24 protein-coding genes are annotated in these 25233 nt (G+C 37.0%); 21 read left to right on the top strand and 3 right to left on the bottom strand.

The window, feature by feature from the left end; translation table 11 throughout:
- Positions 1–94: 94 nt before the first annotated feature.
- On the bottom strand, positions 95–967 hold the full coding sequence (locus ACFPA1_RS09050) for a LysM peptidoglycan-binding domain-containing protein (RefSeq protein ID WP_378582173.1): 873 nt from the start codon (positions 965–967) through the stop codon (positions 95–97).
- A gap of 511 nt (positions 968–1478) precedes the next feature.
- Between ACFPA1_RS09050 and ACFPA1_RS09045 the strand changes: the two genes are divergently transcribed.
- The 8 genes from ACFPA1_RS09045 to ACFPA1_RS09010 all read left to right on the top strand — a co-directional run bounded on the left by ACFPA1_RS09045 (position 1479) and on the right by ACFPA1_RS09010 (position 8368).
- Positions 1479–2291, top strand: a complete 813-nt coding sequence (locus ACFPA1_RS09045; protein WP_378582172.1) for an SDR family oxidoreductase — start codon at positions 1479–1481, stop codon at positions 2289–2291.
- A gap of 475 nt (positions 2292–2766) precedes the next feature.
- Positions 2767–3006 (top strand): sulfurtransferase TusA family protein, encoded by a 240-nt coding sequence (locus tag ACFPA1_RS09040; RefSeq protein ID WP_213145749.1) that lies wholly within the window; start codon positions 2767–2769, stop codon positions 3004–3006.
- A 42-nt stretch (positions 3007–3048) separates the two neighbouring features.
- Positions 3049–3411 (top strand): DsrE family protein, encoded by a 363-nt coding sequence (locus tag ACFPA1_RS09035; protein ID WP_213145750.1) that lies wholly within the window; start codon positions 3049–3051, stop codon positions 3409–3411.
- A gap of 46 nt (positions 3412–3457) precedes the next feature.
- The gene (locus ACFPA1_RS09030) at positions 3458–4171 is read left to right on the top strand and encodes a sulfurtransferase TusA family protein (protein WP_378582169.1); all 714 of its coding nucleotides are present in this window, start codon (positions 3458–3460) and stop codon (positions 4169–4171) included.
- A gap of 10 nt (positions 4172–4181) precedes the next feature.
- Positions 4182–5351 (top strand): vitamin-B12 independent methionine synthase, encoded by a 1170-nt coding sequence (locus ACFPA1_RS09025; RefSeq protein WP_378582167.1) that lies wholly within the window; start codon positions 4182–4184, stop codon positions 5349–5351.
- Positions 5352–5365: 14 nt separating this feature from the next.
- Entirely contained in the window at positions 5366–5818 is a 453-nt protein-coding gene (locus tag ACFPA1_RS09020) for an OsmC family protein (RefSeq protein WP_378582165.1), read from the top strand.
- Between the two features lie 353 nt (positions 5819–6171).
- Entirely contained in the window at positions 6172–7905 is a 1734-nt protein-coding gene (gene nagZ, locus ACFPA1_RS09015; RefSeq protein ID WP_378582163.1) for a beta-N-acetylhexosaminidase, read from the top strand.
- A gap of 145 nt (positions 7906–8050) precedes the next feature.
- Complete coding sequence (locus ACFPA1_RS09010) at positions 8051–8368, top strand: Ada metal-binding domain-containing protein (protein WP_378582161.1); 318 nt, start codon at positions 8051–8053, stop codon at positions 8366–8368.
- 364 nt (positions 8369–8732) lie between these two features.
- Here the strand turns inward: ACFPA1_RS09010 and ACFPA1_RS09005 are convergent, their stop codons facing one another.
- Complete coding sequence (locus ACFPA1_RS09005; protein WP_378582159.1) at positions 8733–9689, bottom strand: phosphoglycerate dehydrogenase; 957 nt, start codon at positions 9687–9689, stop codon at positions 8733–8735.
- An 88-nt stretch (positions 9690–9777) separates the two neighbouring features.
- Complete coding sequence (locus ACFPA1_RS09000; RefSeq protein WP_378582157.1) at positions 9778–10383, bottom strand: TetR/AcrR family transcriptional regulator; 606 nt, start codon at positions 10381–10383, stop codon at positions 9778–9780.
- Between the two features lie 469 nt (positions 10384–10852).
- Here ACFPA1_RS09000 and ACFPA1_RS08995 point away from each other — a divergent pair, with 469 nt between their 5' ends.
- From ACFPA1_RS08995 to ACFPA1_RS08935, 13 genes are all read left to right on the top strand, one after another.
- The gene (locus ACFPA1_RS08995; RefSeq protein WP_378582155.1) at positions 10853–12103 is read left to right on the top strand and encodes a 3-isopropylmalate dehydratase large subunit; all 1251 of its coding nucleotides are present in this window, start codon (positions 10853–10855) and stop codon (positions 12101–12103) included.
- Positions 12104–12124: 21 nt separating this feature from the next.
- On the top strand, positions 12125–12652 hold the full coding sequence (locus ACFPA1_RS08990; RefSeq protein WP_378582153.1) for a 3-isopropylmalate dehydratase: 528 nt from the start codon (positions 12125–12127) through the stop codon (positions 12650–12652).
- Between the two features lie 39 nt (positions 12653–12691).
- Entirely contained in the window at positions 12692–13891 is a 1200-nt protein-coding gene (locus ACFPA1_RS08985; RefSeq protein ID WP_378582151.1) for an ABC transporter substrate-binding protein, read from the top strand.
- 20 nt (positions 13892–13911) lie between these two features.
- A complete protein-coding gene (locus tag ACFPA1_RS08980; protein WP_378582149.1) occupies positions 13912–14802 on the top strand; it encodes an isocitrate lyase/PEP mutase family protein in 891 nt (296 codons plus the stop codon).
- Between the two features lie 65 nt (positions 14803–14867).
- The gene (locus tag ACFPA1_RS08975; RefSeq protein WP_378582148.1) at positions 14868–15722 is read left to right on the top strand and encodes a branched-chain amino acid ABC transporter permease; all 855 of its coding nucleotides are present in this window, start codon (positions 14868–14870) and stop codon (positions 15720–15722) included.
- A gap of 18 nt (positions 15723–15740) precedes the next feature.
- Positions 15741–16697, top strand: coding sequence for a branched-chain amino acid ABC transporter permease (locus tag ACFPA1_RS08970; RefSeq protein ID WP_378582147.1), 957 nt, complete (start codon positions 15741–15743; stop codon positions 16695–16697).
- Positions 16672–17418 carry an ABC transporter ATP-binding protein gene (locus tag ACFPA1_RS08965; RefSeq protein ID WP_378582145.1) on the top strand — a complete coding sequence of 249 codons (747 nt, stop codon included), beginning with the start codon at positions 16672–16674 and terminating at the stop codon, positions 17416–17418. Before ACFPA1_RS08970 ends, ACFPA1_RS08965 begins: the two co-directional genes overlap by 26 nt.
- A complete protein-coding gene (locus ACFPA1_RS08960; RefSeq protein ID WP_378582143.1) occupies positions 17411–18145 on the top strand; it encodes an ABC transporter ATP-binding protein in 735 nt (244 codons plus the stop codon). The genes ACFPA1_RS08965 and ACFPA1_RS08960 overlap by 8 nt, the downstream gene beginning before the upstream one ends.
- A gap of 23 nt (positions 18146–18168) precedes the next feature.
- Complete coding sequence (locus ACFPA1_RS08955; RefSeq protein ID WP_378582141.1) at positions 18169–19797, top strand: class I adenylate-forming enzyme family protein; 1629 nt, start codon at positions 18169–18171, stop codon at positions 19795–19797.
- Between the two features lie 28 nt (positions 19798–19825).
- The gene (locus ACFPA1_RS08950; RefSeq protein ID WP_378582140.1) at positions 19826–20764 is read left to right on the top strand and encodes a fumarylacetoacetate hydrolase family protein; all 939 of its coding nucleotides are present in this window, start codon (positions 19826–19828) and stop codon (positions 20762–20764) included.
- 811 nt (positions 20765–21575) lie between these two features.
- A complete protein-coding gene (locus ACFPA1_RS08945; protein WP_378582138.1) occupies positions 21576–22298 on the top strand; it encodes a uracil-DNA glycosylase in 723 nt (240 codons plus the stop codon).
- A gap of 297 nt (positions 22299–22595) precedes the next feature.
- Entirely contained in the window at positions 22596–24155 is a 1560-nt protein-coding gene (locus tag ACFPA1_RS08940; protein ID WP_378582137.1) for a helix-turn-helix domain-containing protein, read from the top strand.
- Positions 24156–24435: 280 nt separating this feature from the next.
- Positions 24436–25095 carry a flavin reductase family protein gene (locus ACFPA1_RS08935; protein WP_378582135.1) on the top strand — a complete coding sequence of 220 codons (660 nt, stop codon included), beginning with the start codon at positions 24436–24438 and terminating at the stop codon, positions 25093–25095.
- The last annotated feature ends 138 nt before the right edge of the window (positions 25096–25233 follow it).

The following is a 25233-nucleotide window of genomic DNA, read 5'->3' as shown; positions in this document are numbered from 1 at the left end:
TGAATCCTTTAATAAGATATGACTGTAATGAACGGATTCAAGTTGAAACATCTAAATGCCAAGAGAAGAGTGAACGCCGTTCAGTTAAATTTTATTATTTAGTTTTTCGTAAATCCAAATATTGCACGGTCTTACCATCACGGTCAATCTGAACAATCAATTGGCTTTTATTAAATGTATAAATCATTTGTTCACAACTAGCACTTTCATAGCAGGTAACGATCTTTACTTCATTTGGGTTTCCATAAGTATCGAGGATTTTGTTCTTGTCAGTGGGGATGGAAGTAGTTGTTAAAAATTCTGGGTATACCTGCAGCTGTTCAATGGAATCATTGGCTGCATAAAAGTTTATCCGGACACCGGGACCTTCGTTTTGATAATAAAGCGACCTAGTATTCTTATCATCCTCTGTTTTGGTTGGCTGCCCGAATTTTTGAAGAAGCTGATTGTAAGAAGTTCCTAGTGTGATTCCGTTTATATGAAGTGGCTTCTCAGATAAAAGAAAAGCATCTTTTATCCCGATATCCTTTACTTTCTTCTTCATTTTCTCCGCATTGGATTTCTTGGAAAATACACCCGCTTGAACACGATAAAAGTTTTTACCATTCATGACTTTTTTAACGACGATCGCGTCAATTCCTTTCTTTTTCAAAAAAGCAACTCGCTTATCTGCATTCGTTTTCTTGCTAAATGAACCAGCGACGACAACATATAATGGTTTGGTTTGTTCAAAATCTGGAATCATTAACTTTTGGCCGGCAATAATCTTGTTGCTAGTTAGTTGGTTGTATTCCTTTAAATCTCCAACGGAAATATGGTATTTTTTCGAAATGCTATATAATGTGTCTCCTTTCTTTATCACAATATAATTGTCCTTAGCGAATGTGTTCTCCTGATCAAAATAAAATACCGACCCGATCAACAATATACAAAGGACAGCCTGCAAGAACCGTTTGAATTTTTTCATTTTATTTTCACCTCATTTATACTGACGGGGGAAAGAACATTTTGATTCTGATAAATAAGCCCAATTATTATCGGAAAATAAAAAATGGGTACATGATATCATTCTGATCTAAAGGTTATATGAGCCCGGACCACAGATTTAATCAATCAATGGGGCGCATAGAAAGGTTATATGAGCCCGAACCGCAGATTTAATCAATCATTGAGGCGCATAGAAAGGTTATATGAGCCCGAACCGCAGATTTAAACAAGCGTTGGGGCGCATAGAAAGGTTATATGAGCCCGGACCACAGATTTAATCAAGCTTTGGGGCGTATAGAAAGGTTATATGAGCCCAAACCGCAGATTTAAACAAGCGTTGGGGCGCATAGAAAGGTTATATGAGCCCGAACTGCAAATATTATCAAGTATCGGAGCGCATAGATAGGTGATAAATGACAGGGAGTAATTTTCACGAAATCTAAATAAATATCACTTCAAGCAGCATATGTCCACTGAAAAAAAGATTTATAATGAAGATAATCGATTTTTTTCATGGAAATGGAGTTGGCGAGAACATGAAGCATGTTGTCATCACTGGAAGTACAAGAGGAATTGGTTATGGACTCGCCCGGGAATTTTTACTGGCGGGATGCAGGGTAACGATAAACGGACAATCCCAGGAAAGTGTTGAGCGATCATTGCAAAGCTTAAGAAAGATAAATCCTGATACTGTTGAAGGATATGCAGCAAGAGCCGATAATCGAGACGAATTAGAACAATTGTGGATTTATGCCGAAAAACATTTTGGAACTGTTGATATTTGGATTAATAATGCAGGAATTGATCAGGAGCGAAAGTATTTTTGGGAAATGGCCGAAGAGGAATATGATAAAGTGATTAGCACGAACCTTAAAGGTGTTATGAATGGCTGCCATGTTGCCTTTAATCATATGCTAAAACAAGGTTCCGGCCAAATTTTTAACATGGAGGGCTTCGGTAGCAATGGAATGATGCGCGAAAAGATGACACTTTATGGGACATCAAAAAGTGCCGTAAGCTATTTCACCCGCTCGTTGGCGATTGAGGCCAAGAAGACAAATATAAAAGTGGGTACGTTAAGTCCAGGAATGGTAGCGACGGATTTTCTGCGAAAATCGCTTGATAAAGACAACCGGAAAATCTTCAACATCTTGGGAGATAAGGTCGAACCAGTAACGAAATTCCTTGCCGTGAAAGTGCTCGAAAATCAAGCCAATGATGCAAAAATCCAATGGCTGACCAAACCAAAGGTCATGTGGCGATTTGCCACATCTATGATTAGTAAGCGGGATATTTTTAATTAATTTATGCGAAGATTATACTGAATTACAATATCTATGGGCATGGCCAGAGAAAGAAAAAAACTGAGGCCTCTTCTAAAAAGGGGGTTAAGGACGAGCTTTACCTTTTGCCACGGATTTATGTGAAGTATTCAACTACACTGAATGACTTTGCAAAAATCGTGGAAGGAGAAGAATACTGAAAACTTGATTCTAGAGGGCGGGAATTAATCGAGAAAAGGATGCTGTAAAAAAGTAAAAGGAGGCTTCCTCGTAATTGTAAAAAAGTGTTCACAATTAAGGACTACTTCCTATAAATAGGGAGTAGTCCTTTTTTTACTGGTGTAATCAGCTTTTTGGTCTTTGTATTGATAAAATAGATTGAATCTGATTTATTTAATCGATATTAAAAGTGTATATAGGAAAAATAACCAATCTATAATAAATGAGAAGGTTAAAAAAGCAAATAGTTTAATATAGTTGGAAGGGAAAGAAAAAAATGGGACAGCCATATATACCACTATTGACATATGATGCGGGTCCAACAGGCTGCGGAGAGTTAATTATGAATTTGTTTCTAACAATGAAAAAGATGAATAGTGGAGAAATCATTGAAGTCATCTCCTATGACCCTGGTGCACGAGAGGATATTCCGGCATGGTGTCGATTGCAAAAGCACCATTTATTGCAGCGGGAGGATAATGGGAAAATTAGTCATTACTTTATTAAAAAAGGCTGAAATAGCCTTTTAAATATTAATAGATTATTAGGAGGAACTATAATGTCTGGAAAATTCTTAGTAAGTTTAACAAATGCAAAAAACGATCAGGATAAAGCGACCGTGGGTTTTGTTGTAGCCAATGCGGCTGTTGCATCAGGTCAAGAAACGGTTGTCTTTTTAAATGTTGAAGGCGCTTACTTAGGCTCTAAAGGCTATGCTGATGATATTCATGAAGAAGGATTTGCACCGTTAAAACAACTTATGGACCAATTCATAGAAGCTGGTGGTAGCGTTTGGGTATGCAGCCCTTGTTACAAAAAGCGTAATTTAACCGAAGAAGATTTAATTGAAGGTGCTACGATTGTGGGCGGAGCAAAAGTTGTTGAATTCTTAACGCAAGGCGCTGCGTCTATAACCTATTAATAATGAAAGCAAGTTTGATATTTCGCTGTGGAATTAGGTGATTATTGTGGAGAACCCAAAAAGAGTTTGTGATGGTGGAGATTTAGATTGCGGTTCTGGTCTATTGCTTATTATTAAAAAAGCAATGGATCCTTTATTTGCAGGAGAAATCCTCGAGGTTCGCAGCCGTGAGCGCACGGTTGCAGATGATTTACCTGCTTGGTGCCGGATGGTTAATCATGAATTTCTAAATTCGGAGCCGGGTGATGGGACAACGAGATATTTCATACGAAAAGGCGGAAAACAAGAAGAATTAGAGGCGGACTTAGAAGCTGCAAAAGGATATAAATGGAACGTCCGTGTGAAGGCTGAAAAAGCATTAAAGGCAAAAGTTCATTCACGAAACCACACGTTTGTGGTCGGTCAACCTGCCGATTTTGGTTCAAAAGTAGAAGCACCAAGTGCAATCGATTACCTGCTAGGTGCGCTTGCCTCAGATTTAACGGTTGGCTTTAAGGCACAGGCCTCAAGAAGAAAGATTGAAATCGACCAATTAGAGGTGTCTATTAAAGCAGGGTTAGAAAATGTTTTATACCACCTGGAAATAGAAGATGAAGGCAGTCCGAGAATTCAAGAGATAAAAGGGAGTTTTTACGTCTCTTCACCACATTCAGAAGATGATTTAGAAAAACTGTGGGAAAATACGCTCGAAAGATCTCCTATCTATCAAACTATCAAACAATCAGTCAAGATTAGAATAGAATTTATGATTGTCTATTGAGGAGGTCAATATGATGTTACCGAAGTTTCCTACCACCGTCATTGGCAGTTGGCCGCGTTCGAAAGAAGTACTACGGGCCATGAGAGATTTACGGGCAGGTCGAATGTGTGAAGAAGAATTTCAAAACGTTGCCAATCAAGCTGTATTACAATGTTTGAAATGGCAGGAAGAAGCAGGCATTGATATTGTTTCTGATGGTGAGCAGCGGAGAGATAATTATATTTCCTTTGTCGCTGAACATTTGAATAATGTTCGCATGTTAAGTGTTTCTGAATTACTAGATTATGTAGAAGATAAATCGAGTTTTGAAGAAATTCTAGGAACATTAGATGTTCCGGCTTTTTCAATGTCTAATCCGGCTGCAATAGGCAAGATTAGCCGCAAGAAACCACTGGCATTAAACGACTTTTTATTTTTAAAACAACATACTGACAAAGCGATTAAAGTGACGTTACCCGGTCCTTATCTGTTAACGAGGTCGATGTGGGTGGAAGGACTATCAGTTGATGCATACCCGACAAAAGAGGATTTGGCTGTTGATATTGTCAAGGTACTGCGTGAAGAGTTGGAAGACCTCATTGCTGCAGGAGTAGATTTTGTACAATTTGATGAGCCTGTCTTAACAGAAGTGGTGTTTACGCAAAAGAATGCAAACAGAACCTTCATGTGCGGTGCGCTGACTGCAAAAGCGGATGCAGAAGAGGAGTTATCGTTTGCTTTAGATTTAATTAATCAAGTTACCGATGGAATGTTAGGAAGAGGTACCACCATTGGCATTCATATTTGCCGTGGGAATTGGAGTACTGACGATGAAATTTTACTTCGTGGTCCGTATTTTCCATTAATACCTTATCTTGAACAGGCAAATGTAGACCAGTTAGCTCTTGAATTTGCAACACCAAGAGCAGGTGAACTTGATGCGATTAAGAGCATTGGCAGAAAATCATTAGGATTTGGTGTAATAAATCCAAGAACAGTTACGCTTGAATCTGTTGACGATATTGTCGCACGGGTAGAAGAAGTAAGGGCGATTCTGCCTGATGCTGAAATCTTTTTAAATCCAGATTGTGGTTTTGGTACCTTTGCACAACGACCAATGAATAGTGATGAAATTGCTTTTGAAAAATTAAAAGTCATGACAGTTGCTGCTAAAAAACTTCGAGAAACGGTAAGTGTTTAAGAAAGGATGAAAATATGAGACAACAAATGTCAGTAAAAGTACAAGGAATTGGAAATGGCATGAGGACAGATTCCGTTGCAGGCAAGCATAAAATTGCCATTGATGAACCGGTAACAATGGGCGGACAAGATTCTGCGATTGACCCTCTTTCAACTTTTCTAGCCTCACTTATTGGCTGTGAAAACGTAATGGCACAAATCATTGCGAAAGAAATGAACTTTGACCTTCAAAGAATTTCATTTGAGGTTGAAGGCGATCTTGATATTAGCGGTTTAATGGGGGATTTAGAGGTAAAACCATATTTTGAAAAGGTGGTCATTAAAGCCACTGTTGAAACATCTGAGTCTCAGGACAGAATAGATGAACTAAAAGAGGCAATAGATTTACGTTGTCCAGTCTTCCGTACCATTAAAGATGCAGGAATTCCAATAGAAAACCACTGGTTAAAAGCATCTGTGACAATATAAGAACTATAAAAAAGGTGATGAATCAATTAGGATTCATCACCTTTTTGTTCAACGTTTTTAATAAATGCTAACATATTGCTAACGCACACATTTCCAAACAGTAAATTCAGGTTAAAGATGTTATAATAAAATTCGGCAAAACGGTGATACAAGACCTAATTCATAAGAGTAGTATACAATAGAGGTTGACATATACTAGTCATGACTAATATATATCAACCTCTTATTTTTTTATAATCACGTGCTTTAATGGAATAAGAATAGTTAGTTCAAAACTTCATATTCATTCTAACTGTGAGTTAAAGAACCCTATTATAAAGGGGTTATGAAAAGGTAGAAAGGGGAATTGGAAAATGAAAAGAAAAAGGGATTCTCGAAACAAGCTGCGGATTTTTACGATTCTACTTTTAATGTTTGCCTTAATCATTGGAGTTTATTATGCAATCAAAGAAAATGATAGCGAACAGACACCAGGCAAAGAAGGCACAATTATAACGAAGCCATCCGATACTAAAAAGGATAATCAGAATTCAAATGAGAAATTAATAGACGAAACCTTTTCCTTATCAAAGGAAAGTAAGGTTCCGAACATTCCTTTTGTCTCTGGTAAAACAGGATGGAAGGAAGTAAATAAAGAGTGGGGAAAACCAGACAATGTTTCGGAAACTGCTAAAGGCAGGTATGAGGAATACAAAAGTCATCATTCTACAATCGGCTATGCCGGTAACACTGTGAATGATATCCGGTCTTATGACTCAGAACTGCAAAAGATCACCTTAAATGAAATTAAGAAAACGGGTGGAGAACCCGATGATATTCGATATTATAAAGATTCAACTCATGACCAAATGATACTTGTCTATCATGCAAACACGTCCACTGATTTATTATGGGTTTTGCCTAAAACAACAGAGCAGGAACCAGATCCTAAAGTTGACCATATCTCACTCTTTACACAGATTGAAGAAACATCAAATCAACAAGAAAATCAAACCATTTCAAAAGTAATTTCTAACATGAGTTTAGATGAAAAAATAGGGCAGATGATTCTTGCTGGGATTTCCGGGACCACAATGGATCCAAACGCCCAAAAATTAATAAGCCAATTCCATGTAGGAGGAATTATTTTTTTCAAAAATAATTTTGAAACCCCTGAACAAACCGTTCAACTTGTGAATCAGCTGAAGGCTGAAAATAGTTCGAATCTACCGCTTTTTTTAAGTGTTGACCAAGAGGGGGGACGTGTGACCAGATTGCCGGGTGGACTTGCTAACTTTCCACCAAATGGTCAGATTGGACAGGTATATGATCCTGAGTTTTCTTATAAAGTCGGAACACTTTTAGGTCAAGAATTAAAAGAATTTGGTTTAAATCTCGATTTTGCACCTGTTCTGGATATTAACAGCAATCCAAATAACCCTGTGATCGGGGATCGATCATTTGGTAACAATTCAGAAATAGTAAGCGAACTTGGAATTCAAACGATGAAAGGGATTCAGTCGCAAAACGTCATCCCTTCAATTAAGCATTTTCCTGGACATGGAGATACATCGGTTGATTCCCACCTAGATCTTCCAATTGTAAATAAAAGCCTTAAGGAACTTAAAGAACTAGAGTTAATTCCGTTTGAACGTGCGATTGATGATGGAGCAGATGTTGTGATGGTCGCACATATCTTATTGCCTGAATTGGATAAAACCAATCCAGCGTCCATGTCAAAAGCTATCATGACGGATCTTCTTAGAAAACAACTTAGTTTCAGGGGAGTAATCATAACGGACGATATGACAATGGGGGCCATTACAGAACATTTTGATATTGGCAAAGCAGCGGTAGAATCTGTAAAGGCAGGAAGTGATATTATTTTAGTAGGACATGATTACAATAATGTTGTAAAGATTACCTCCTCTCTAAAAACTGCTGTTCAAAATGGGGAAATTTCCGAACAAAGATTAAATGAAAGTATAGAAAGAATTATTCAACTAAAAAGGAAATATAGCATTAACGATACGAAAGTGGTGGAAAATCCTAACATAAATGAAATAAATCACTCAATCAATAGTTTACTAAATAATTATTTACATTAATTATTCATTTAGGTTGGTGGAAATATAAATATATAGACAAATTCAAACGGATAGAAACAATAATTATATTATGTAAACAAAATTGATTTAATCGAATCAAATTAAACTAGATTTGGATATTTGTAAAGTTGAAGGGGGATCACAAATGCTAGATAACAATGAGGAAAATCAAAAAAGCTGGCAGCAAGAAAAAACATATACACTTCTAGGTCCGGATAAGAAACCTTATCAGAGTAATATTCCAGGTACATACGGCGGCCACAGGAAAACAAAAGTCTACGGACGTATGGATTGCCCGGCGGCATTACGGGCGATTGCCAAAGGGGGCTATATACAGAATCGCGTGTTTTTTGCAGACGAGGAGACCGCGATTGCAGCAGGATTCAGGCCATGTGCATCATGTCTTCGAGAAAAATATATGGAATGGAAAGAAAGACAAAAGCTTCAAAACCCTAATCGATAAGTCAGGAAGTCTTGGCCATTTATCCAAATCGTTTCGGGGCATCAAGAAGTCACGAATATGCTGATCATAATGTGTGGTTAGTAGAACTGACACTAGGTCAATTGAATGGCCATCTTTTTGATAAAATCAAAATGGATACTGCACTAAAAGATAATTCACCTAAAGAAAGAGGTTGACAATTAGTTTAAGGTACTTTGCCGGTGCCAACTAAAGGATATTTTTTCAAAATAAAACCGAATCAGCAGCACCTTTTTGGGAAGCTGCTGATTCGGTTTATTAAGTATGTTGAATAACTGGGTCAAAATGAGTAATTCAAGACATTTTAAATGAAAAATAGTTTCTTAGTTTGTTTCGTAGCATTATTTTAAACTTTTACCTCATATTCAGAATTTAAACCAGTTAGAACATTCATAATATTTCTTGCAGTAATGAAACCAACCTCCACCAATGCCTCTTCCGAATAACCCGCTATGTGTGGAGTAGCGATGAAGTTATCTAACTCTAACAGTTTGTTTTTTCCTATAGGTTCCACTTCAAAAACGTCTAGGGCAGCACCTTTAATTTTATTAAAATGAAGTGCTTCATACAAAGCATCCTCATCAACAATCCCGCCTCTAGCAGTATTGATTAAAAATGCCTCATTTTTCATTAGATCAAACTCGTTCTTACCTATCATGGAAGCGGATTTATTATTGAAATCGGTATGAATGGTAATAAAATCAGCAGATTGGATGATTTCTTTAAATGGTACATATTTCACTAAATTTAATTGCTCAAGCGTTCGGTCAGGATAAAGGTCAAAAGCAATAATATTCATATTAAAACCTTTTGCTCTGCGTATTACTTCTTTCCCTATTTTTCCAGTCCCAATAACACCTAATGTTTTACCGTAAATATCGTTTCCTATAATATTTATCCAGTTTCCATTTTTGACTACAAGGCTTGATTCATTAATCCTTCTTGAAAGGGAAAGCATGAGCCCGAAAACAAAGTCTGCAACTGCATGGCGGTTAGCCCCTGGTGCATTTGCTACCACAATTCCTCTTTTTTGTGCGGCTGAAATATCAATATTATCTACACCTGCTCCATGCTTTGCTATGATTTTTAATTTTGGGGCGTAAGAAAGTATTTCTTCCGTTATTTTTTCAAAGCCAAGAATTAATCCATCAGCATCATTTAGTGCAGAAAGAAATTCATTATTAAAGGATGGATTTTGCTGCCTAGATAAAAAGATGATTTCACAATCATTTCTTCTTAATAATTCAATCGGCTCTTTAGAATATTTTCCGAATGTCGGAGAGGTGGAGATAATTTTAAACATTTCACTTTTCACTCCTAGCTATTCATATATTAATAACTTCCAGGTTAAAAAGAGTGGATACTAAGATCTGTTGTAATCGCTTTCTATATTAAAAAACCTTCATACCATTTATAAGACACCTTAGCCCGTTCTCTCCGACACTTAAGAAATTAAAATCACCTTTCAGTAAACACCAATCAAGAAAAATACCTTTATAATATTGCAGGACCAAAAAAGTCAACTCATTGGAAGTCAGATCGCTGCGGAATATATTAACTTCCTGACCCTCCTCAATAATTTCCTTAACAATCCTATTGATTGTCCTCTCCTCATTCACAACAAATGGGGCAGTATCCTTTTGAGAGAGTTGATTTAGTAAAACAATAGTTAAAACCTCTGAACCTAATTTTTCTAAATGCTTAATACCTTCGGTTAATACATAGATTAGTTTTTCTTGTGGAGGTAGCTTTTGTTTTATTTCTAAATAGAACTTCTCATATAAATCATCAATATTTTTATAATACTCTATAAAAACCTCATCTTTAGATTTGAAATAGGTATAAAAAGAGCCTTTTGATGTTCCTGCACCTGAAGTAATATCCTCTATAAATACATTATCGTACCCTTTTTCCTTGAAAAGTTTTAGTGCGGATTCAAAAATGGCTTTTTTTGTTTCAAGGGCTTTCAATTGGCGTGATGTCATTTTTTTTGTCATTAAATTTTCTCCTTTCATATATATAATTTTTCATTTTGATTTTTTGGATGAATGAGATGAACTAGGGTGAAGAATTCTATTAAAACCATAAAAATCAAGTAATATTTGAAGATTATTAAATTTACAAATGATTTTACATGAAAGAATAACTTAAATCAACCTAGGTCAATGACTCGGGTTGGTCAAATTGCAAGAATTTTTCTTATCTTTAAAAAATAATTTCAATACGATAAGAGGAAGTATAACTGAATCCACAAGTATAAGAACTATTTATTAAATATTTTAATATATTTTAAAGGCAAAATATTAAAAATATAAAAAATTTTCTGTATTGACTGATAAAACAATCGAAGGATATACTTGGATTATTAAATGAATCGGGTCAATGACTTGGTTCGGAAAAATCATCTTGATCAGCGGCATTGGCTTTTATCTAGTAATCTTTCGAGAAAAAGGAAAGGAGAAATGTATGGGAAAGACAGTTGTTGAAAAAATTTTATCAAATAATCTTAGAAGATCAGTCAATGCAGGTGATGAAGCCCTATTTTCACCTGATATCATCACCGCCTATGATTATCCAGGATACATCGACAAATATGAAGAACAATTAAGAGAATTAGGGATTAATAGGGTTACCAACAAAGAAAAATATATTTTTTTCATTGATCATTTTGTTCCAGCCTCTACAGCAAAAGAACAGGAATTACATCAAGGAACAAGGCGGTTTGCAAGAGAAAATGGAATCAGACTTGTTGAAGGTAGAGGAATTGGTCATCAAGTTATTATGGAAATGGGGTATGCCCGCCCAAATCAGTTCGTGGTTCATTTTGATGGCCATATCAGCACCGTTGGGGCTCTAGGTTGTCTTGGGATTGGCATTAGAAATAGTATGATTGAAGCAATAGCTACCGAACAAGTATCTTTAGTTGTACCGGGTACAGTCCGTATTGAACTGGAAGGAAGTCTGCAGCCTGGAGTTACTGCTAGAGATGTCTTTCATACAATTGTTCAACGGATCGGACCGGCGGGTGCAAGAGCCTGTATGATTGAATATGGTGGTAAGGGTTTAAGGTCTCTTGATATGGATGAACGAATGACTCTATGTAATCAAGCGATGTTTCTAGGCGGAATTTCCTCCATTATGGAAACGGATGAAAGGGTTTACAATTACTTTCATGAACGAGGTTTACCTGGATACCAAGAAGTAGTTCCAGATCGAGATGCCCAATATGAAAAAATAGTCCAAATTAATTTAACAGACATAGAACCTGTAATTGTAGTTCCACCATCTTCTGCAAATACTGTTCCTATCACCGATGTATTGGGTATTCCAATCCACTCAGGTTATATTGGTTCATGTGCAAGCGGAAGAGTCAAAGATTTCGAACAAGCTGTTTCCATTCTAAAAGGAAGGAAAGTAGTGGACGGTTTTCGTTTAAATGCTGTACCTACTTCAACGGAAATACAGGCGGAGATTTCGAAGATGGGAATAACTGCACATTTAATTGAGGCGGGAGCTCTAGTTAGTTTTCCAAGCTGTGATTTTTGTGTGGGGCGATTAGGTGCTTTAGCAGACGGAGAAAATGCGCTATCAACGGGTACCTTAAATATTCCTGGCAGAATGGGGAGTACGAAAGCAAATATTTATACTGCAAGCCCCTATACCATTGCAGCGTCAGCAATCTATGGAAAAATTACTGACCCAAGGGAATTTTTCTAAAAACATGGAAGGAGGAACATTATGCTTCCGGTCATAAAAGGTAGAGCAGCATGGATATTCACCGAACCTAATTTTGATATCGATTTAATTGTAGGTGTATCTAATATTAAAATAAAAGATATAGAAATCTTAAAATCTGTTTGTATGAAAGATTATGATTCTGAATTTGCAAATAAAGTGAAACCAGGTGATCTCATTATAGGCGGTGAAAATTTTGGTTATGGTCACCCTCACTATCCTGCATTTATAGCCTTGAGAGCTTTGGGAATTAGTGGAGTCATTGCAGAATCATTTGCACCTGGTTTCTATCGTGGGGAGACTACCAACGGGTTTCCTTTGATTGAATGTCCTTCAATCTTAAGGAATGTGTCAAGATGGGATACACTCACTTTGGATTGGGATCATGAAGTAATCAAAAATGAAAATAGTGGAGTATCCATAAAATGCTTGCCCATTCCTCAAAAGACTAAGGAAATGGTTAAGCATGGAGGAATTATCAAATACTTACGCTCCAATAGGTTATCCTCAAATGTCATCAAAAATGGTTAATTTGTAAACATCCTTTCATTAATAATAGGGGGTAATACCATGATAAGAAAATCAACAAAGTATTTATTTTATATCTGCTTTTTGTTCATCTTTTTAGTTGGCTGTGCAGATAGAAATACGGGCAGTTCTTCCACATCAGCGACATCAAGTAAGGAGTCAGGGTCAGATAAAAAACCTATCGTCATTGGGGCTTCTCTTCCTTTATCAGGTACATTGGGGTACATGGGGAAAGATGTAGCAGATGGGATACAAGCTGTTGTCAACAACGCAAATGATGAAGGTGGAATAAATGGTCGGCCAATTAAGTTTATTCCAATGGATGATGCGTATGATCCAGCCAAACATCTAGCTAATACAAGGTATTTGGTTGATAACGAAAAGGCTGTTGCTATTGTAGGTAGTTTAGGGACGGAAGGATTAAAATCCGCCGCAAAATATCTGAATCCTAAGAATTTTCCGGTTATTGGTGCATTAAGCATCTCTGATGCGATCTCCAACCCTCCGCAAAAATCATTATTTGCTTTACCTGCACCACAATCTGTGGAAGGACCAACATTGGTAGAATATGCAGTGAAAAAGCTCAAGGCCAAAAGAATTGCGTTCGTTTATCAAAACGACAGCTGGGGTGAGCCTGCGTTTAAATTTTCTCAAGAAAAGATGAAGTCATTAGGATTAGAGTTTGTTGCTGTCGAAACATTTGAACCAAAAGCGAGTGAGATGTCTACACAGCTTCACAGAATCAAAGAAGCAAAACCGGATGCCGTTATCTTATATGCATTAGGAAGCCAGGCGGCATCATTTGTGAATTCAGCTGCGGATGAGAATTTCAAACCTGCACTCTTAGGTCCATCTGGGTTAAATAGTCCAGAGTGGATTAAGTTAGTGGGTAAAAACGGAGAGGGTATTATCAGCTGCAGCAGTTATTATCCTATTACTGCTGATAACATGAAATGGGTACGTGACTTACATGAAAAATATAAATTATCGAATCCATCTAGCAATTCGTTAATGGGTACTTCCGCAGCCTTAGTGTTCATCGAAGCTGCTAAAAAGGTTGGTAATGACTTTACACCAGAAGCCCTTCTTAAGGCGACAGAGAAAATCAAGAGTTTTGATCAGAAAATAGGAGATCCCATTTCGTTTGGAAAATTAGATGAAGGTGAAAAAGCACGACGTGGGCAAACGACCGAATCTATTATTATTCTAAAAAATGGTTTATTCGAGCCAGAAGAAAATTAAAAAAAAGAAGGAGAGTTAAAATGGCAGCTACGGGACAGGAATTAAGAAGGAGACTAAGCGAAAGTTCAATTTTTACAACCATTGGGGCTGGGGATGCTCTAATGGCGAAAATTGCTGATCAAACGGAGCAAATTGATGGCATTTTAACAAGTGGATTTGCCATCTCTGCTCATCAATTAGGTCTGCCTGATGTGGAGCTTTATACTAGATCAGATAATGTATATGTGGTGCACAATGCTTGTGCCGTAGTAAACAAACCGGTCATTGCCGACATCGATACAGGCTACGGTAATGCGGTAAGCATTATTAGATCGGTACAAGAATTTGAGCGGGCTGGTGCTGCTGGTGTTATTATTGAAGACCAGATCAGTCCGAAAAGATGCCCAATCTGTGTAGATGATACTAACAGTATCTTACCAATTGAAGAAGCGGTAGGAAAGATAAGAGCAGCTGCTGAAGGCAGGTTGAATCAAGATACGGTAATCATCGCAAGAACAGATGCAACAAATCCTGAGGAAGCAATTAGAAGGGCTAAATTGTATCGTGAGGCTGGAGCCGATCTTGTCCAGCCCATTTCAAAAGCCTTTAAGACAAAAGAACAATTAAGGGAATTTGTAAAAAGTGTTGATTGTCCAGTATCACTTGTAATTGTAGGATGGTTGGAGCAATTGACATTTGAAGAAATCGAATTTATCGGTCCAAAGATTGCTCATTTTGCTTTAGCAACAGTGAATGCAGCACATGCAGCAGCAACTAGAGCAGTGAAACATATTGCAGAAACCAAAACCATGAGAAACATGCCAGTAGAACAAACGCATCATACAAGCTTAGTTCAATTCCTTGGAATGCCAATCATTAGCGAGTTGGAGGCCAAGTACCTTCCTGATGAAAAGAAAGTGTTTGGACGCTAGTGGAAATAGCCCCAGTTGGTAAAACATCTGGGGCTAACATATATATAAGGAGGTATGATAAACAAATGTTACAGCTAATTATAGATGGTCTTATATACGGTTCCATTTATGCCTTGATTGGTTTTGCGATTAGCACATTATTTATGACAACTGGTGTAGTTAATTTTGCAATTGGGGAGACAATCACTTTTTCCATGTACGTCGGGATCATTACAATGGAATGGTTTCACACCTCTTACTTGCTTACCGCGATTGAAATTATTTTGCTTACAGTACTATTCACCGTTCTTATCACGAGAATCTTAGTATTACCGTTATTAAAACATGGTTCCATTATCTCTACGATTGGAACGGCTTCTATGTATATCATTTTTCCTATATTAACAGTAGGTTTAAGTACACAAGACCATCCATTTCCAAAAGCTCCAATTCCACAAATGAATTTAGGAATCATAAGTTCCTGGGATGCAGTAATCTTTGTAATTACAGCATTCGTTGCCATTTTGCTGCATCTTTTTGTCATGAAGTCCTCTTGGGGAGTCGGGATACGGGCCATTAAAAGTAATCAATCCCATGCTTTATCAATCGGAATCTCGGTTGGCAAGATTGTAATGATTACAGCTATTTTGTCTGGATTTATTGGGGGTATCACTGGTTTAATTGCGGCTCCCAAATTGCTTTTAACCCATAACTTAATGGGCACCCCGTTTATGGTTGCACTAATTGGTGCCGTACTTGGGGGACTTAATAATCCAAAAGGGATCTATTTCGGATGTTTATTATTGGGAGTTGTACAAAGCATTACGGGTGGCTTGTTCGGGAGCATATCACGAGAAATAATTCCAATCTTAATCGTTATTATTGTGCTTGTGATTAAACCAGAAGGATTATTCTCATCCATTCGTGAAAAACGGGTTTAAAGGAGGAACTTAATTTTTATGTCAATTAAGATGCAAGTAATTACATGGGGTAGTTTACTGGTTTTGGGAATCCTTGCTTCATTTTTTCTCCCTCCTTATTTCTGTTATTTACTGGGGTTAATGGCTGTCTATTCTCTGGCCTCGATTGGAATGAATTTTCTAACAGGATATACGGAGCAGATATCATTAGGAAATGCCGCCTTTTTCGGTATTGGAGCCTATGTCTTTGGAATATTGCAAAGTTTGGAAGTTAATAGTGTTTTATCCATTATTGCTGGTGCCGCCCTATCTGGAATCATTGCCTTTATAGTTGGTTTTTTAACCATCAGGGTCAAAGATATTTATTTAGCAGTTGGCACCCTAGCCTTACCCCTATTATTACTTCAAGTTACAAAAGGTATGGAGATTACAGGGGGTACAGGAGGATTGTCCGTATTACCTTTAGTGGAGCAAGAAAATGCCAGCAGTGTTGAGGTTGCAATTATTATCGTTATCGCATCTATCATTGGTTTTGTTTCCACTTTAATTGCAAATTCCTTTATAGGGCGGGCTTTTCACGCAACTAGATTGTCTGAACATGGAGCAGTAGCACGGGGGATTAATGTTGTAAAATATAAAGTTCTTGCGTTTGTACTTAGTGCCATTTTAACTTCCATATCTGGCAGCCTGTATGGTGTAGTGGTTGGATATATCACACCTGAACTATTTCAAGTAATGGTTAGTGTGAATTTTCTAATCATGGCAATTGTAGGTGGCAGAGGAAGCATTGCAGGTTCTCTTTTAGGGGCGGCTTTCTTAGTGCTAGTTCCAGCATTATTTAATGTATTTGGACTTGCTCAATGGCAGCAACTTGGATTAGGGATTGGTATGGGTGTAACGTTATTACTGTTTCCTTCAGGTCTTATTGGGCTTATTTCAATAGTAATGAAAAGGAGGAGGGTACCAGTAAATGAAAGCAAACCAGTTGCAAGTTAACAAAATCCACTTAAATATTGGTGGAGTCTCAATCTTAAATGATATCTCATTTTCATTATCTGAGGGAGAGCGAATAGGATTAGTCGGACCAAATGGGGCAGGGAAAACTTCTGTCATTAATTGCATTACTCAGTTTGAGAAACGGTATAAAGGAGAAATTACCTTTGCAAATAAGTTATTGAATAAAGAAAATCCACAGGATTTACCTAAATACAAAATTATCAGGACATTTCAGAATCTGGGATTATTTAACGAATTAACGGTTTTGGATAACTTTTATATTGCGGCTCATCAGTCATTTGAAACCAATTTGAAAAACCTATTCACATTAGAAAAGAACATAAAAAAAGAAGCACAAAAACTACTTGAAAATGAAACAATAGATTTAAACGACATGATTAGTGATTTGTCTTATGGACAACAGAAAATTGTCGAATTTTTATGTGCACTAATACAACGGCCAAGTGTGTTAATTTTGGATGAACCGGCAGCTGGATTAAACGATTTTGAGAAAAGTAGAATGATAGAAATGATTCTCATGAAACAACAGGAATTAAATTTTAGTTTATTAGTTGTTGAGCATGATGTGAATTTTGTATCCACTCTTTGTCAGAATGTAGTTGTTTTACAAAGTGGGGAGCTTTTGTGTACCGGTTGTCCTGAAGAGGTTTTTCAAAAAAAGGAAGTAATCCAAGCATGGATAGGTGAAAGCAATGTATAAAACTCAAACCATAGAAAAAGTTGATCATTTACTGGAAGTTAGCGAACTATCTGTTTTTTATGGAAAACTTCAAGCTGTAAATAATGTGTCCTTTCAGATTCCTAAAGGTAAAGTGTTTGCCATCGTTGGAGCAAATGGCGCTGGAAAGACTTCCTTATTAAGAGGAATCTATGGGACTTCACAATATACAGGATCACTAAAATTCAACAACGTAGCATTTACTGCAAAGACAAACAGATTTAAATCCGGAATCGCACATGTTCCTCAAGGAAGGGCTATTTTTGGGGATTTAACCGTTAAAGAAAACCTAAGTATCGGGGTTCTTGGCATTAAGAAAAAAACGAATGAGTTAGAATATTTATTAAACCTATTTCCAATTCTTGAAACGAGAATGAATAAGCAAGCAGGAATGCTCAGCGGGGGGGAACAACAAATGCTGGCCATAGCTAGAGCCATGATGAGCAGACCCTCATTATTGCTATTGGACGAACCGGGGATGGGCTTATCTCCTAAATTACGAATGGAAGTTTACGAAAGCATTAGGAGATTATTAGATCAAGCTGATCATGATATGGGAATTTTACTTTGTGATCAAGAGATTGGATATGCTTTAAGAATTGCTGATCAAATGAGTGTCATGCAAAAAGGCCAATTTATTTGGACTGGAGAAGCTAATTCAGTTTCCGTTGATGAGTTAAGCACGAAGTATATGGGATTAAAAGCTTAAAATCCTTTTATTTTTTGCTGGGGGTGGAAAATAAAGTTTCATATTGGAACAAAAATTTAGCAGAAGAATTTCAAGTTGTTAGAGATAAAAATCAAATTCCAGTTTTTAAAAATCGATCAACTAGTGTTGCCGAAATGTTTTGGAAAACGGTTAAAAAGTTCCCCAACCGATTGGCTTTAGTATATGAGGAAAGTCGTCTCACATATGGTGAACTGGGAGATAGAGTCAATCGAGTTGCGTTTAATTTGGCAAATCGCTATGGAATTAAAGCTGGTGATAGAGTTGCATTATTACTGAGTAATGGACTTGGGTTCCCTATTTGCTTTTTTGCCATTGCACAAATCGGTGCAATTTCAGTTCCATTAAACACTAGATTAACGGGCTACGAAATTATCCATGAAGTGGATAATTCGAAGTCAAAGCTTTTAATAATGGATGATGAATTCTGGCCGCAAATGAACGAAATTAAGGATCACATACCATCCATCCAATCTATTTTTGTTTTAGGTGAGGCTCCTAGTAGCCCGGGGGTATTAAGTTTCGATACTCTTCTCAAACAATACGATGCTGAACTGGTAAATCTTTCTGTGGCCGAAACCCAGGCCTGTTCGATTTTATACACATCGGGTACAACCGGAACCCCAAAAGGTGCCATTTTGACACATCGTGGTTTAATTAGTACAGGGATGAATTTTGCATGCACCTTTCAACTCCAAGAAGATGATAGCACATTATTAGCCGTCCCGATTTTCCACATTACTGGTATGCTGCAATTTTTAGGTTCTATTTATCGGGGAATTCCGGTATTCATAATGAAAACTTTTAAAACAGCTAAAGCGATTGATTTGATAAAACAACATAAACCAACTGTATTGGTCGGGGTACCAACCATGTATTGGTTTATTCTAACTTCTCCTGAATTTGCCCCAGATGATTTTAAGCAAGTTCGGGCCTTACTTTATGGAGGTGCACCAGCCCCTGTATCATTAATCAAGTTACTTAGAGAAAAAATCCCGCAAGCGAAAATTCACAATGGGTATGGACTAACAGAAGGTCATGGATTAGATACTTTGCTTCCTGATGAGGACGCCTTAAGAAAACCAGAATCGATTGGTCTGCCGGTACCATTAGTAGACTGTAAAATCATTGATGAAAATGGAAATCCAAAAGGACCAAATCAAATCGGTGAACTTGCAGTAAGAGGACCAAAAGTGATGATGGGATATTGGGAAAACCAGAAGGCAACAACTGAGGCCATTGTCGATGGATGGCTAAGGACCGGGGATTTAGCAAAAATGGATGACGAAGGTTACGTCTATATTCTTGATCGGAAAAAGGACATGATCAATCGCGGGGGAGAAAAAATTTACAGTATTGAAGTGGAAAATGTGTTGTATTCATTCCCCAAAGTACTAGAAGCAACCGTATTTGGTGTAGAAGATGAGAAATACGGGGAACAGGTAATGGCTGCCATTGTATTGAAGCCAGGCGAATCAGCAACTGAGGGTGAGATAAAAGAATTTTGCAGTGCAAAACTTGCAAAATTTAAAATTCCTAAATATATCGAGTTTCTGGAACAGTTGCCTCGGAATGCAGGGGGAAAAGTCCTAAAACAAGCACTAAGAATCTCGCACCATATTATTAAACAATAATAATACAACTTTTGGGGAGTAGGAAAAAATGAAACTAGTATCATTTGCTAATAATGGCCGGAAAAGTATTGGGGCAATAGATGGGGAAGTTGTCATTGATCTTCAAACCGCTTATAAAGCCAAAATAGAAAATGAAGGGAAGCTTTTTAGCAACCAATTAGCAGAGGTATGTCTCCCCGATAATATGGTTGAATTCCTTCAAGGTGGGAAGGAGAGTATGGATGCTGCAAAAGAGGCGGTTCAATTTGCTCTTAAAAATAATCCACATGATATCCCGTTAACCCTAAATAAATCGGATATAAAAATTTGTGCCCCAATCCTAAACCCTGGGAAAATAATAGGTGTTGGTCATAATTATCGCGATCACATAGTTGAAATGGGCCGTGATTTACCAACATACCCAGTTTTATTTGCTAAATTTGCAAATACGGTGATAGGACCTGAAGAGGATATTCCTTTTTATCCAATTTCTGAACAACTTGATTATGAAGCGGAATTGGCATTTGTCATCGGAAAACGGGCCAGAAATGTTCCTCAAGAAACTGCGCTAGATTACGTAGCAGGTTATACCATCTGTAATGATGTTACATACCGCGATATTCAACGCCGTACAACTCAATTCTTTCAAGGAAAATCGATAGACGGGACAGCTCCAATGGGTCCCTGGATTGTAACATCGGACGAAATTAAAGATCCTTCTAGATTAGAAATTTCCTTATCAGTAAATGGTGAAGAAAGACAAAGGTCCAACACTTCCAATCTTATTTTTACTGTTCAAAGTCTAATAGAGTACTTGTCTGAATTGATGACCCTAGATCCAGGAGATGTGATTTTAACAGGTACTCCTGGAGGCGTTGGAGTAGCAAGAAATCCTCAAGCATTTTTGAAAGATGGCGACGTTGTTCGAATTGAGATAGAAAAAATTGGAGTTTTGCAAAATAAAGTAAAAAAGGTGGCCACCATTTAATCCTAATAAAGGAATTTCGTAGTCACCAATTGAGAGGCTGAAAGTAATTAAACTTGCTGGTAATTTGAAAGACATAATACTGCAGTACATCTGTATGCCCCTTAGTAACCTCTTCTGATGAGATATGGCTCTGTAATATTATTAATCAGAAGCAATTATATTAGCTATTCAATTAAAAGCGAAGGCGATTAAACCAATCCGCCTTCGCTTTTTTTCACTATACAGTTTGTACTCATTCTTTGTGTGTTCGATTTTTTTAATTCATTTATGAACTCAACCCGTTCACAAATTTCCTTTACAATTTCACTTTTCTTCCCGCTTAAAGTCATTCCATTCTTCCAAATAAATAAATAAATAAATCCCATATGTCATCAGTCGAAAAACTTTGTTTATGGATGTTCCAAAAATATAAATTGTTACCATCCTCATTCTTAGGACTGTATGACTAGAGTGATTCCCAGAATGAGATAAATTCATCGAAACTGGCAGCATCTTGAATTTTTAAAATGGGGTACATAATATCACCTTATTTCGCTTTTATTAGATAGCCATATTTATCAAGTACCGGCAGGGGATTTAACGGCTTTACAGCGCCTCTTAATTATTTATTGATGATAAATGTCTTTCGTGTGCTCTTTAGTATGTTTACTCATGTGTAAGGGGACTGTTAGATTGACAATCCCTTTTTTGCTATTTGTCTTTATAAAGAGTAATGAAGGGATTTGGAAATTTATGCAGAAAAACTAGTAATATAGTAATGATGGGAATTAGGGAGGAATACAGGTTGTAAGAACCAAAAGGAGATATTGTGATGTTGAAATTTATTGAGGAACTAATGTCATATTATTCAGATCAAGGAGTATTTAATCCATGGAAAGATTATTCCACACAATTAGACATTGGACCTGATGCACCTAAGTTAAGGATAAATAATCTTCAACGCTTTTTAGAACCAAGGATATCAAACGCTCGCTATATTTTTGTTGCTGAAGCATTAGGTTTTCAAGGTGGACACTTTTCAGGAATCCCAATGACTTCAGAAATAATGATCACAGGAAACCATTCAGAAGTAGATTATCATCATGTTTTTCATGGTAGAGTTGGAAGAAGGACTAGCAATCCTAATTCAAAGTACCCAGGATTTAAGATTACTTGGAAAAAAAGGGGTGCAAGTGAACCGACTGCAACAATTGTTTGGAAAACTATCCTAGAGAATAATGTTGATCCCTTTGAAATTATTTTATGGAATATCTTTCCCTTCCATCCTTATGATCCGGCAGTAGGATTATTAAGTAATCGTACCCCAGAACCTAATGAGCTAAAATTAGGGGTTTATTATTTAAAAAGACTTTTAAATCTATGTCCCCAAAATATTAAAGTAATAGCTATCGGAAACCATTCTACAAATACCCTAAATCAACATGAAATTGAAAATATTCCTATTAGGCATCCCGCAAACGGTGGTGCCCCAGCGTTTAAAGAAGGATGTAAAAGAATTTTTACAGTTAATGATGTTAATAATTTTCTTAACTAAATAAACTTAAGTATGAACTCTGTTCCTGAAGGTGTGCCAAAAATGGTACACCTTTTTCAGCATTATTGAAGTATTGAGGGAAGAGAAAGTTAATAAAACGTATGTTCTTGGCGTAGAGTTATCATAACATTCTGATATAATTATAGTAAATTAAGCGAACATATCCAAAAATTGATGTTACGAGGCGTTTTTCAACAAAAAAATGGATGAAAGAGATGAGAAATTTTTGGCAGGTTTTAATTTAAAAATAATTGAATAAAGAATAAGGTGAAATAAGTAATAACAGGTGGTTTATATATGAAAATATTAATAGCGGAACGGGATGAGCTTGAAAGAAAAGGATTGAAGTGGCTGCTTTTAACCAATCAAGTGCCAATTGATGAATTAAAAGAAGCCAGCAATGAAGAGGAATGCATGGCATTGCTGATGGAATGGAAACCAGATATATTTGTAATGGAACTCGAGATGTTTCAGCCAAATCAGCGGGAACATTTATTCCGAATGGTCAGGAATTTGAGGATTCAAACGGTCATGCACACAAGCCATAAAACGTTTCAAGCAGCTGAACAAGCGGTAAAAATGAAAGCAGAAGCATTATTTGTGAAACCATATGTTGCGGAAGAATGGCTGAAGGCATTGAAACAAATGATCCGAAACCATAGAAATATTCCGAAAAAGGAAGGAGAAACCTCTTTATATCACGGTTGGGCTTATGATCTTCTATTTGGAAGAGTCATCAATGAAGCATTTATGAACGAACAGGTTCAAAATTGGGGATACGATCAAGTGCCCAGCATAGTGGCAGTATTGGCTTTGGACCAACAAAATAAAAAGGAATTTGAACCAATTACATTGATTCATTTGATTCATGATGAACTGCAGGAGTATCGGCCCTTTGTATTGTCAGTCGATGAACAGATCATCCTTCTGGTTAGTGAGGAATATCTTCCAAAAGGGAACCATCCCATCCATTCCCTGTGGCAGATTTTGAAGGTATTTTGTGAACGGATGAAACAAAGAAATAATCTTTCCATTTCGGCCGGAATTGGAAATCAATATGATACTCCAAAACTTCTTTATAAATCCTATTTTGAAGCAAGACAAGCCTTGCTGCGCCGCTTTTATTTTGGCGGAAACCAGGTGTTCCCCCCCATGACAAAAAATTTGAATGAACAATATGATCCTTTTTTGACGCCAACGGAGAATGATGAATTACTAAATTACTTAATAGAAAAAAACAGGGATGGGATCAAAACATGGTTTTATAAGCTTTTTGGCGGTTTTCCCGATGAAAATGGCAGCTATCCACATTCCGATTTAGTCCGGACCAAATTGACGAACGCTGTTGCCCCTATCCGCAGATTTATGAGAGAAAAACCATATTTGTTAAGGAATGACCAGGAATATCAGGAAATCTTTCAGGAAATTTTATACGGCGAGGTTTTATTCGATATTATCCAAAAGATGATTCGTCTTTGCTCTTTACTATTTGACCAAGTTGAAAAAGAGGAATCCCTATACAGCTCCCAAATAATGGCTAAAGCAATTCAATACATCGAACAAAACTACCATAAACCCCTTTCATTAGAAGAGGTATCTGGATGGGCAGGCAGAAGCGGTCAATATTTCAGTTCTTTATTTAAACAACAAATGGGCTGTACTTTTACGGAATATCTTCAAGCAAAAAGGATTGAAAAGGCAAAAGCATATTTAAAATCAACGGCCATGACTGTTTCTGAAGTGGCGGAATCTGTCGGTTATGTGGATCCCAATTATTTTAGCCGTGTTTTTAAAACGGTTACCGGGGCCTCTCCGAGGACATGGAAAACGGAAAATTGTGCAGATGTCTTAAAATAATCCAGTTTTTACGAAAAAGGGATACGAAACATTTTAAGAAAACAATAAATATCACTAAAATTCGGAATATTCTCTATGGATATTCCTTTCTTTTTTCATTACCATAAAAACTAATAAAATAATTAAATTTAATAACGATTTAGGGGGTGATTACCTCATCAGCAGCACTAACAGAAATTCACAAGCAGTACCTAATTATGGAAAAATGCTTTTCCTTGAGTGTCGTTGCAATAATTAACAAACTCAGTTGCTGAGAAAAAAACATTTGGGAGGAATTCACTTGCATTATTCACCAAAGAAAGGTCAGCATCATGGCTTACCATATGACCCCTTTAAAAGTAGTACGATACCACGCCCTATCGGATGGCTTTCAACCAGGTCTAAAGATGGAGTAGATAACCTTGCGCCTTACAGCCAATATCAAAATCTTACCTGGGATCCACCTATGGTAATGTTTGCAGCAAATCAATCAGTATTAGGAGGAAGAAAGGATACGGTTCGAAACGCTGAGGAAACTGGTTGGTTTGTATGGAACATGGCTACTTGGGATTTGCGCGAAGCAGTAAATATTTCCGCAAAGGCGTCTACGGCAGACGTTGATGAATTTGTGGCTGCGGGTGTAACGAAGAAAAGCTGCATTGAGGCTCCTGTATCACGTGTTGCTGAGTCACCGGTTCAATTCGAATGTGAGTATATTCAGACAATTAGAATACCAACTGGTAATGAGGTTTCAACAGTTGATATTGTTATCGGACGAGTAGCTCATGTGCATATCGCTGATGACATCATTCTTCCTAGTGGGAAACTTGATATATTGAAAATAAAACCCATTGCCCGCCTTGGATATTATGATTATACAGTTATCAACAATATATTTGAAATGAAGGCACCAGCTGCTACAAAAGAAGAGTTGGCTGGCCTTGAGGGACGAAATGTTTAATGACACAAAGGAAGCTATTTGAAGATTAAATAACAAGTTAGTCATAGAATACTCTTGAAAGGTTGCAAATGAATGATGAGGCTAATTTTGGCACTCGGATTAAATCGGACATTTCCTAGTCTTTTCTCTCTATGTTCA

The sequence above is a fragment of the Neobacillus sp. GCM10023253 genome (genome assembly GCF_042653105.1).
Lineage (GTDB): Bacteria > Bacillota > Bacilli > Bacillales > Cytobacillaceae > Neobacillus > Neobacillus citreus.
Note: the sequence above shows the minus strand (reverse complement) of the source record. Positions and strands in the feature narration are given on the sequence as shown.

Coding starts and splice junctions, on each gene's coding strand:
- ACFPA1_RS09050 (WP_378582173.1), bottom strand. CDS start 967: ATGAAAAAATTCAAACGGTTCTTGCAGGCTGTCCTTTGTATATTGTTG.
- ACFPA1_RS09045 (WP_378582172.1), top strand. CDS start 1,479: ATGAAGATAATCGATTTTTTTCATGGAAATGGAGTTGGCGAGAACATG.
- ACFPA1_RS09040 (WP_213145749.1), top strand. CDS start 2,767: ATGGGACAGCCATATATACCACTATTGACATATGATGCGGGTCCAACA.
- ACFPA1_RS09035 (WP_213145750.1), top strand. CDS start 3,049: ATGTCTGGAAAATTCTTAGTAAGTTTAACAAATGCAAAAAACGATCAG.
- ACFPA1_RS09025 (WP_378582167.1), top strand. CDS start 4,182: ATGATGTTACCGAAGTTTCCTACCACCGTCATTGGCAGTTGGCCGCGT.
- ACFPA1_RS09020 (WP_378582165.1), top strand. CDS start 5,366: ATGAGACAACAAATGTCAGTAAAAGTACAAGGAATTGGAAATGGCATG.
- nagZ (WP_378582163.1), top strand. CDS start 6,172: ATGAAAAGAAAAAGGGATTCTCGAAACAAGCTGCGGATTTTTACGATT.
- ACFPA1_RS09010 (WP_378582161.1), top strand. CDS start 8,051: ATGCTAGATAACAATGAGGAAAATCAAAAAAGCTGGCAGCAAGAAAAA.
- ACFPA1_RS09005 (WP_378582159.1), bottom strand. CDS start 9,689: ATGTTTAAAATTATCTCCACCTCTCCGACATTCGGAAAATATTCTAAA.
- ACFPA1_RS09000 (WP_378582157.1), bottom strand. CDS start 10,383: ATGACAAAAAAAATGACATCACGCCAATTGAAAGCCCTTGAAACAAAA.
- ACFPA1_RS08995 (WP_378582155.1), top strand. CDS start 10,853: ATGGGAAAGACAGTTGTTGAAAAAATTTTATCAAATAATCTTAGAAGA.
- ACFPA1_RS08990 (WP_378582153.1), top strand. CDS start 12,125: ATGCTTCCGGTCATAAAAGGTAGAGCAGCATGGATATTCACCGAACCT.
- ACFPA1_RS08985 (WP_378582151.1), top strand. CDS start 12,692: ATGATAAGAAAATCAACAAAGTATTTATTTTATATCTGCTTTTTGTTC.
- ACFPA1_RS08980 (WP_378582149.1), top strand. CDS start 13,912: ATGGCAGCTACGGGACAGGAATTAAGAAGGAGACTAAGCGAAAGTTCA.
- ACFPA1_RS08975 (WP_378582148.1), top strand. CDS start 14,868: ATGTTACAGCTAATTATAGATGGTCTTATATACGGTTCCATTTATGCC.
- ACFPA1_RS08970 (WP_378582147.1), top strand. CDS start 15,741: ATGTCAATTAAGATGCAAGTAATTACATGGGGTAGTTTACTGGTTTTG.
- ACFPA1_RS08965 (WP_378582145.1), top strand. CDS start 16,672: ATGAAAGCAAACCAGTTGCAAGTTAACAAAATCCACTTAAATATTGGT.
- ACFPA1_RS08960 (WP_378582143.1), top strand. CDS start 17,411: ATGTATAAAACTCAAACCATAGAAAAAGTTGATCATTTACTGGAAGTT.
- ACFPA1_RS08950 (WP_378582140.1), top strand. CDS start 19,826: ATGAAACTAGTATCATTTGCTAATAATGGCCGGAAAAGTATTGGGGCA.
- ACFPA1_RS08945 (WP_378582138.1), top strand. CDS start 21,576: ATGTTGAAATTTATTGAGGAACTAATGTCATATTATTCAGATCAAGGA.
- ACFPA1_RS08940 (WP_378582137.1), top strand. CDS start 22,596: ATGAAAATATTAATAGCGGAACGGGATGAGCTTGAAAGAAAAGGATTG.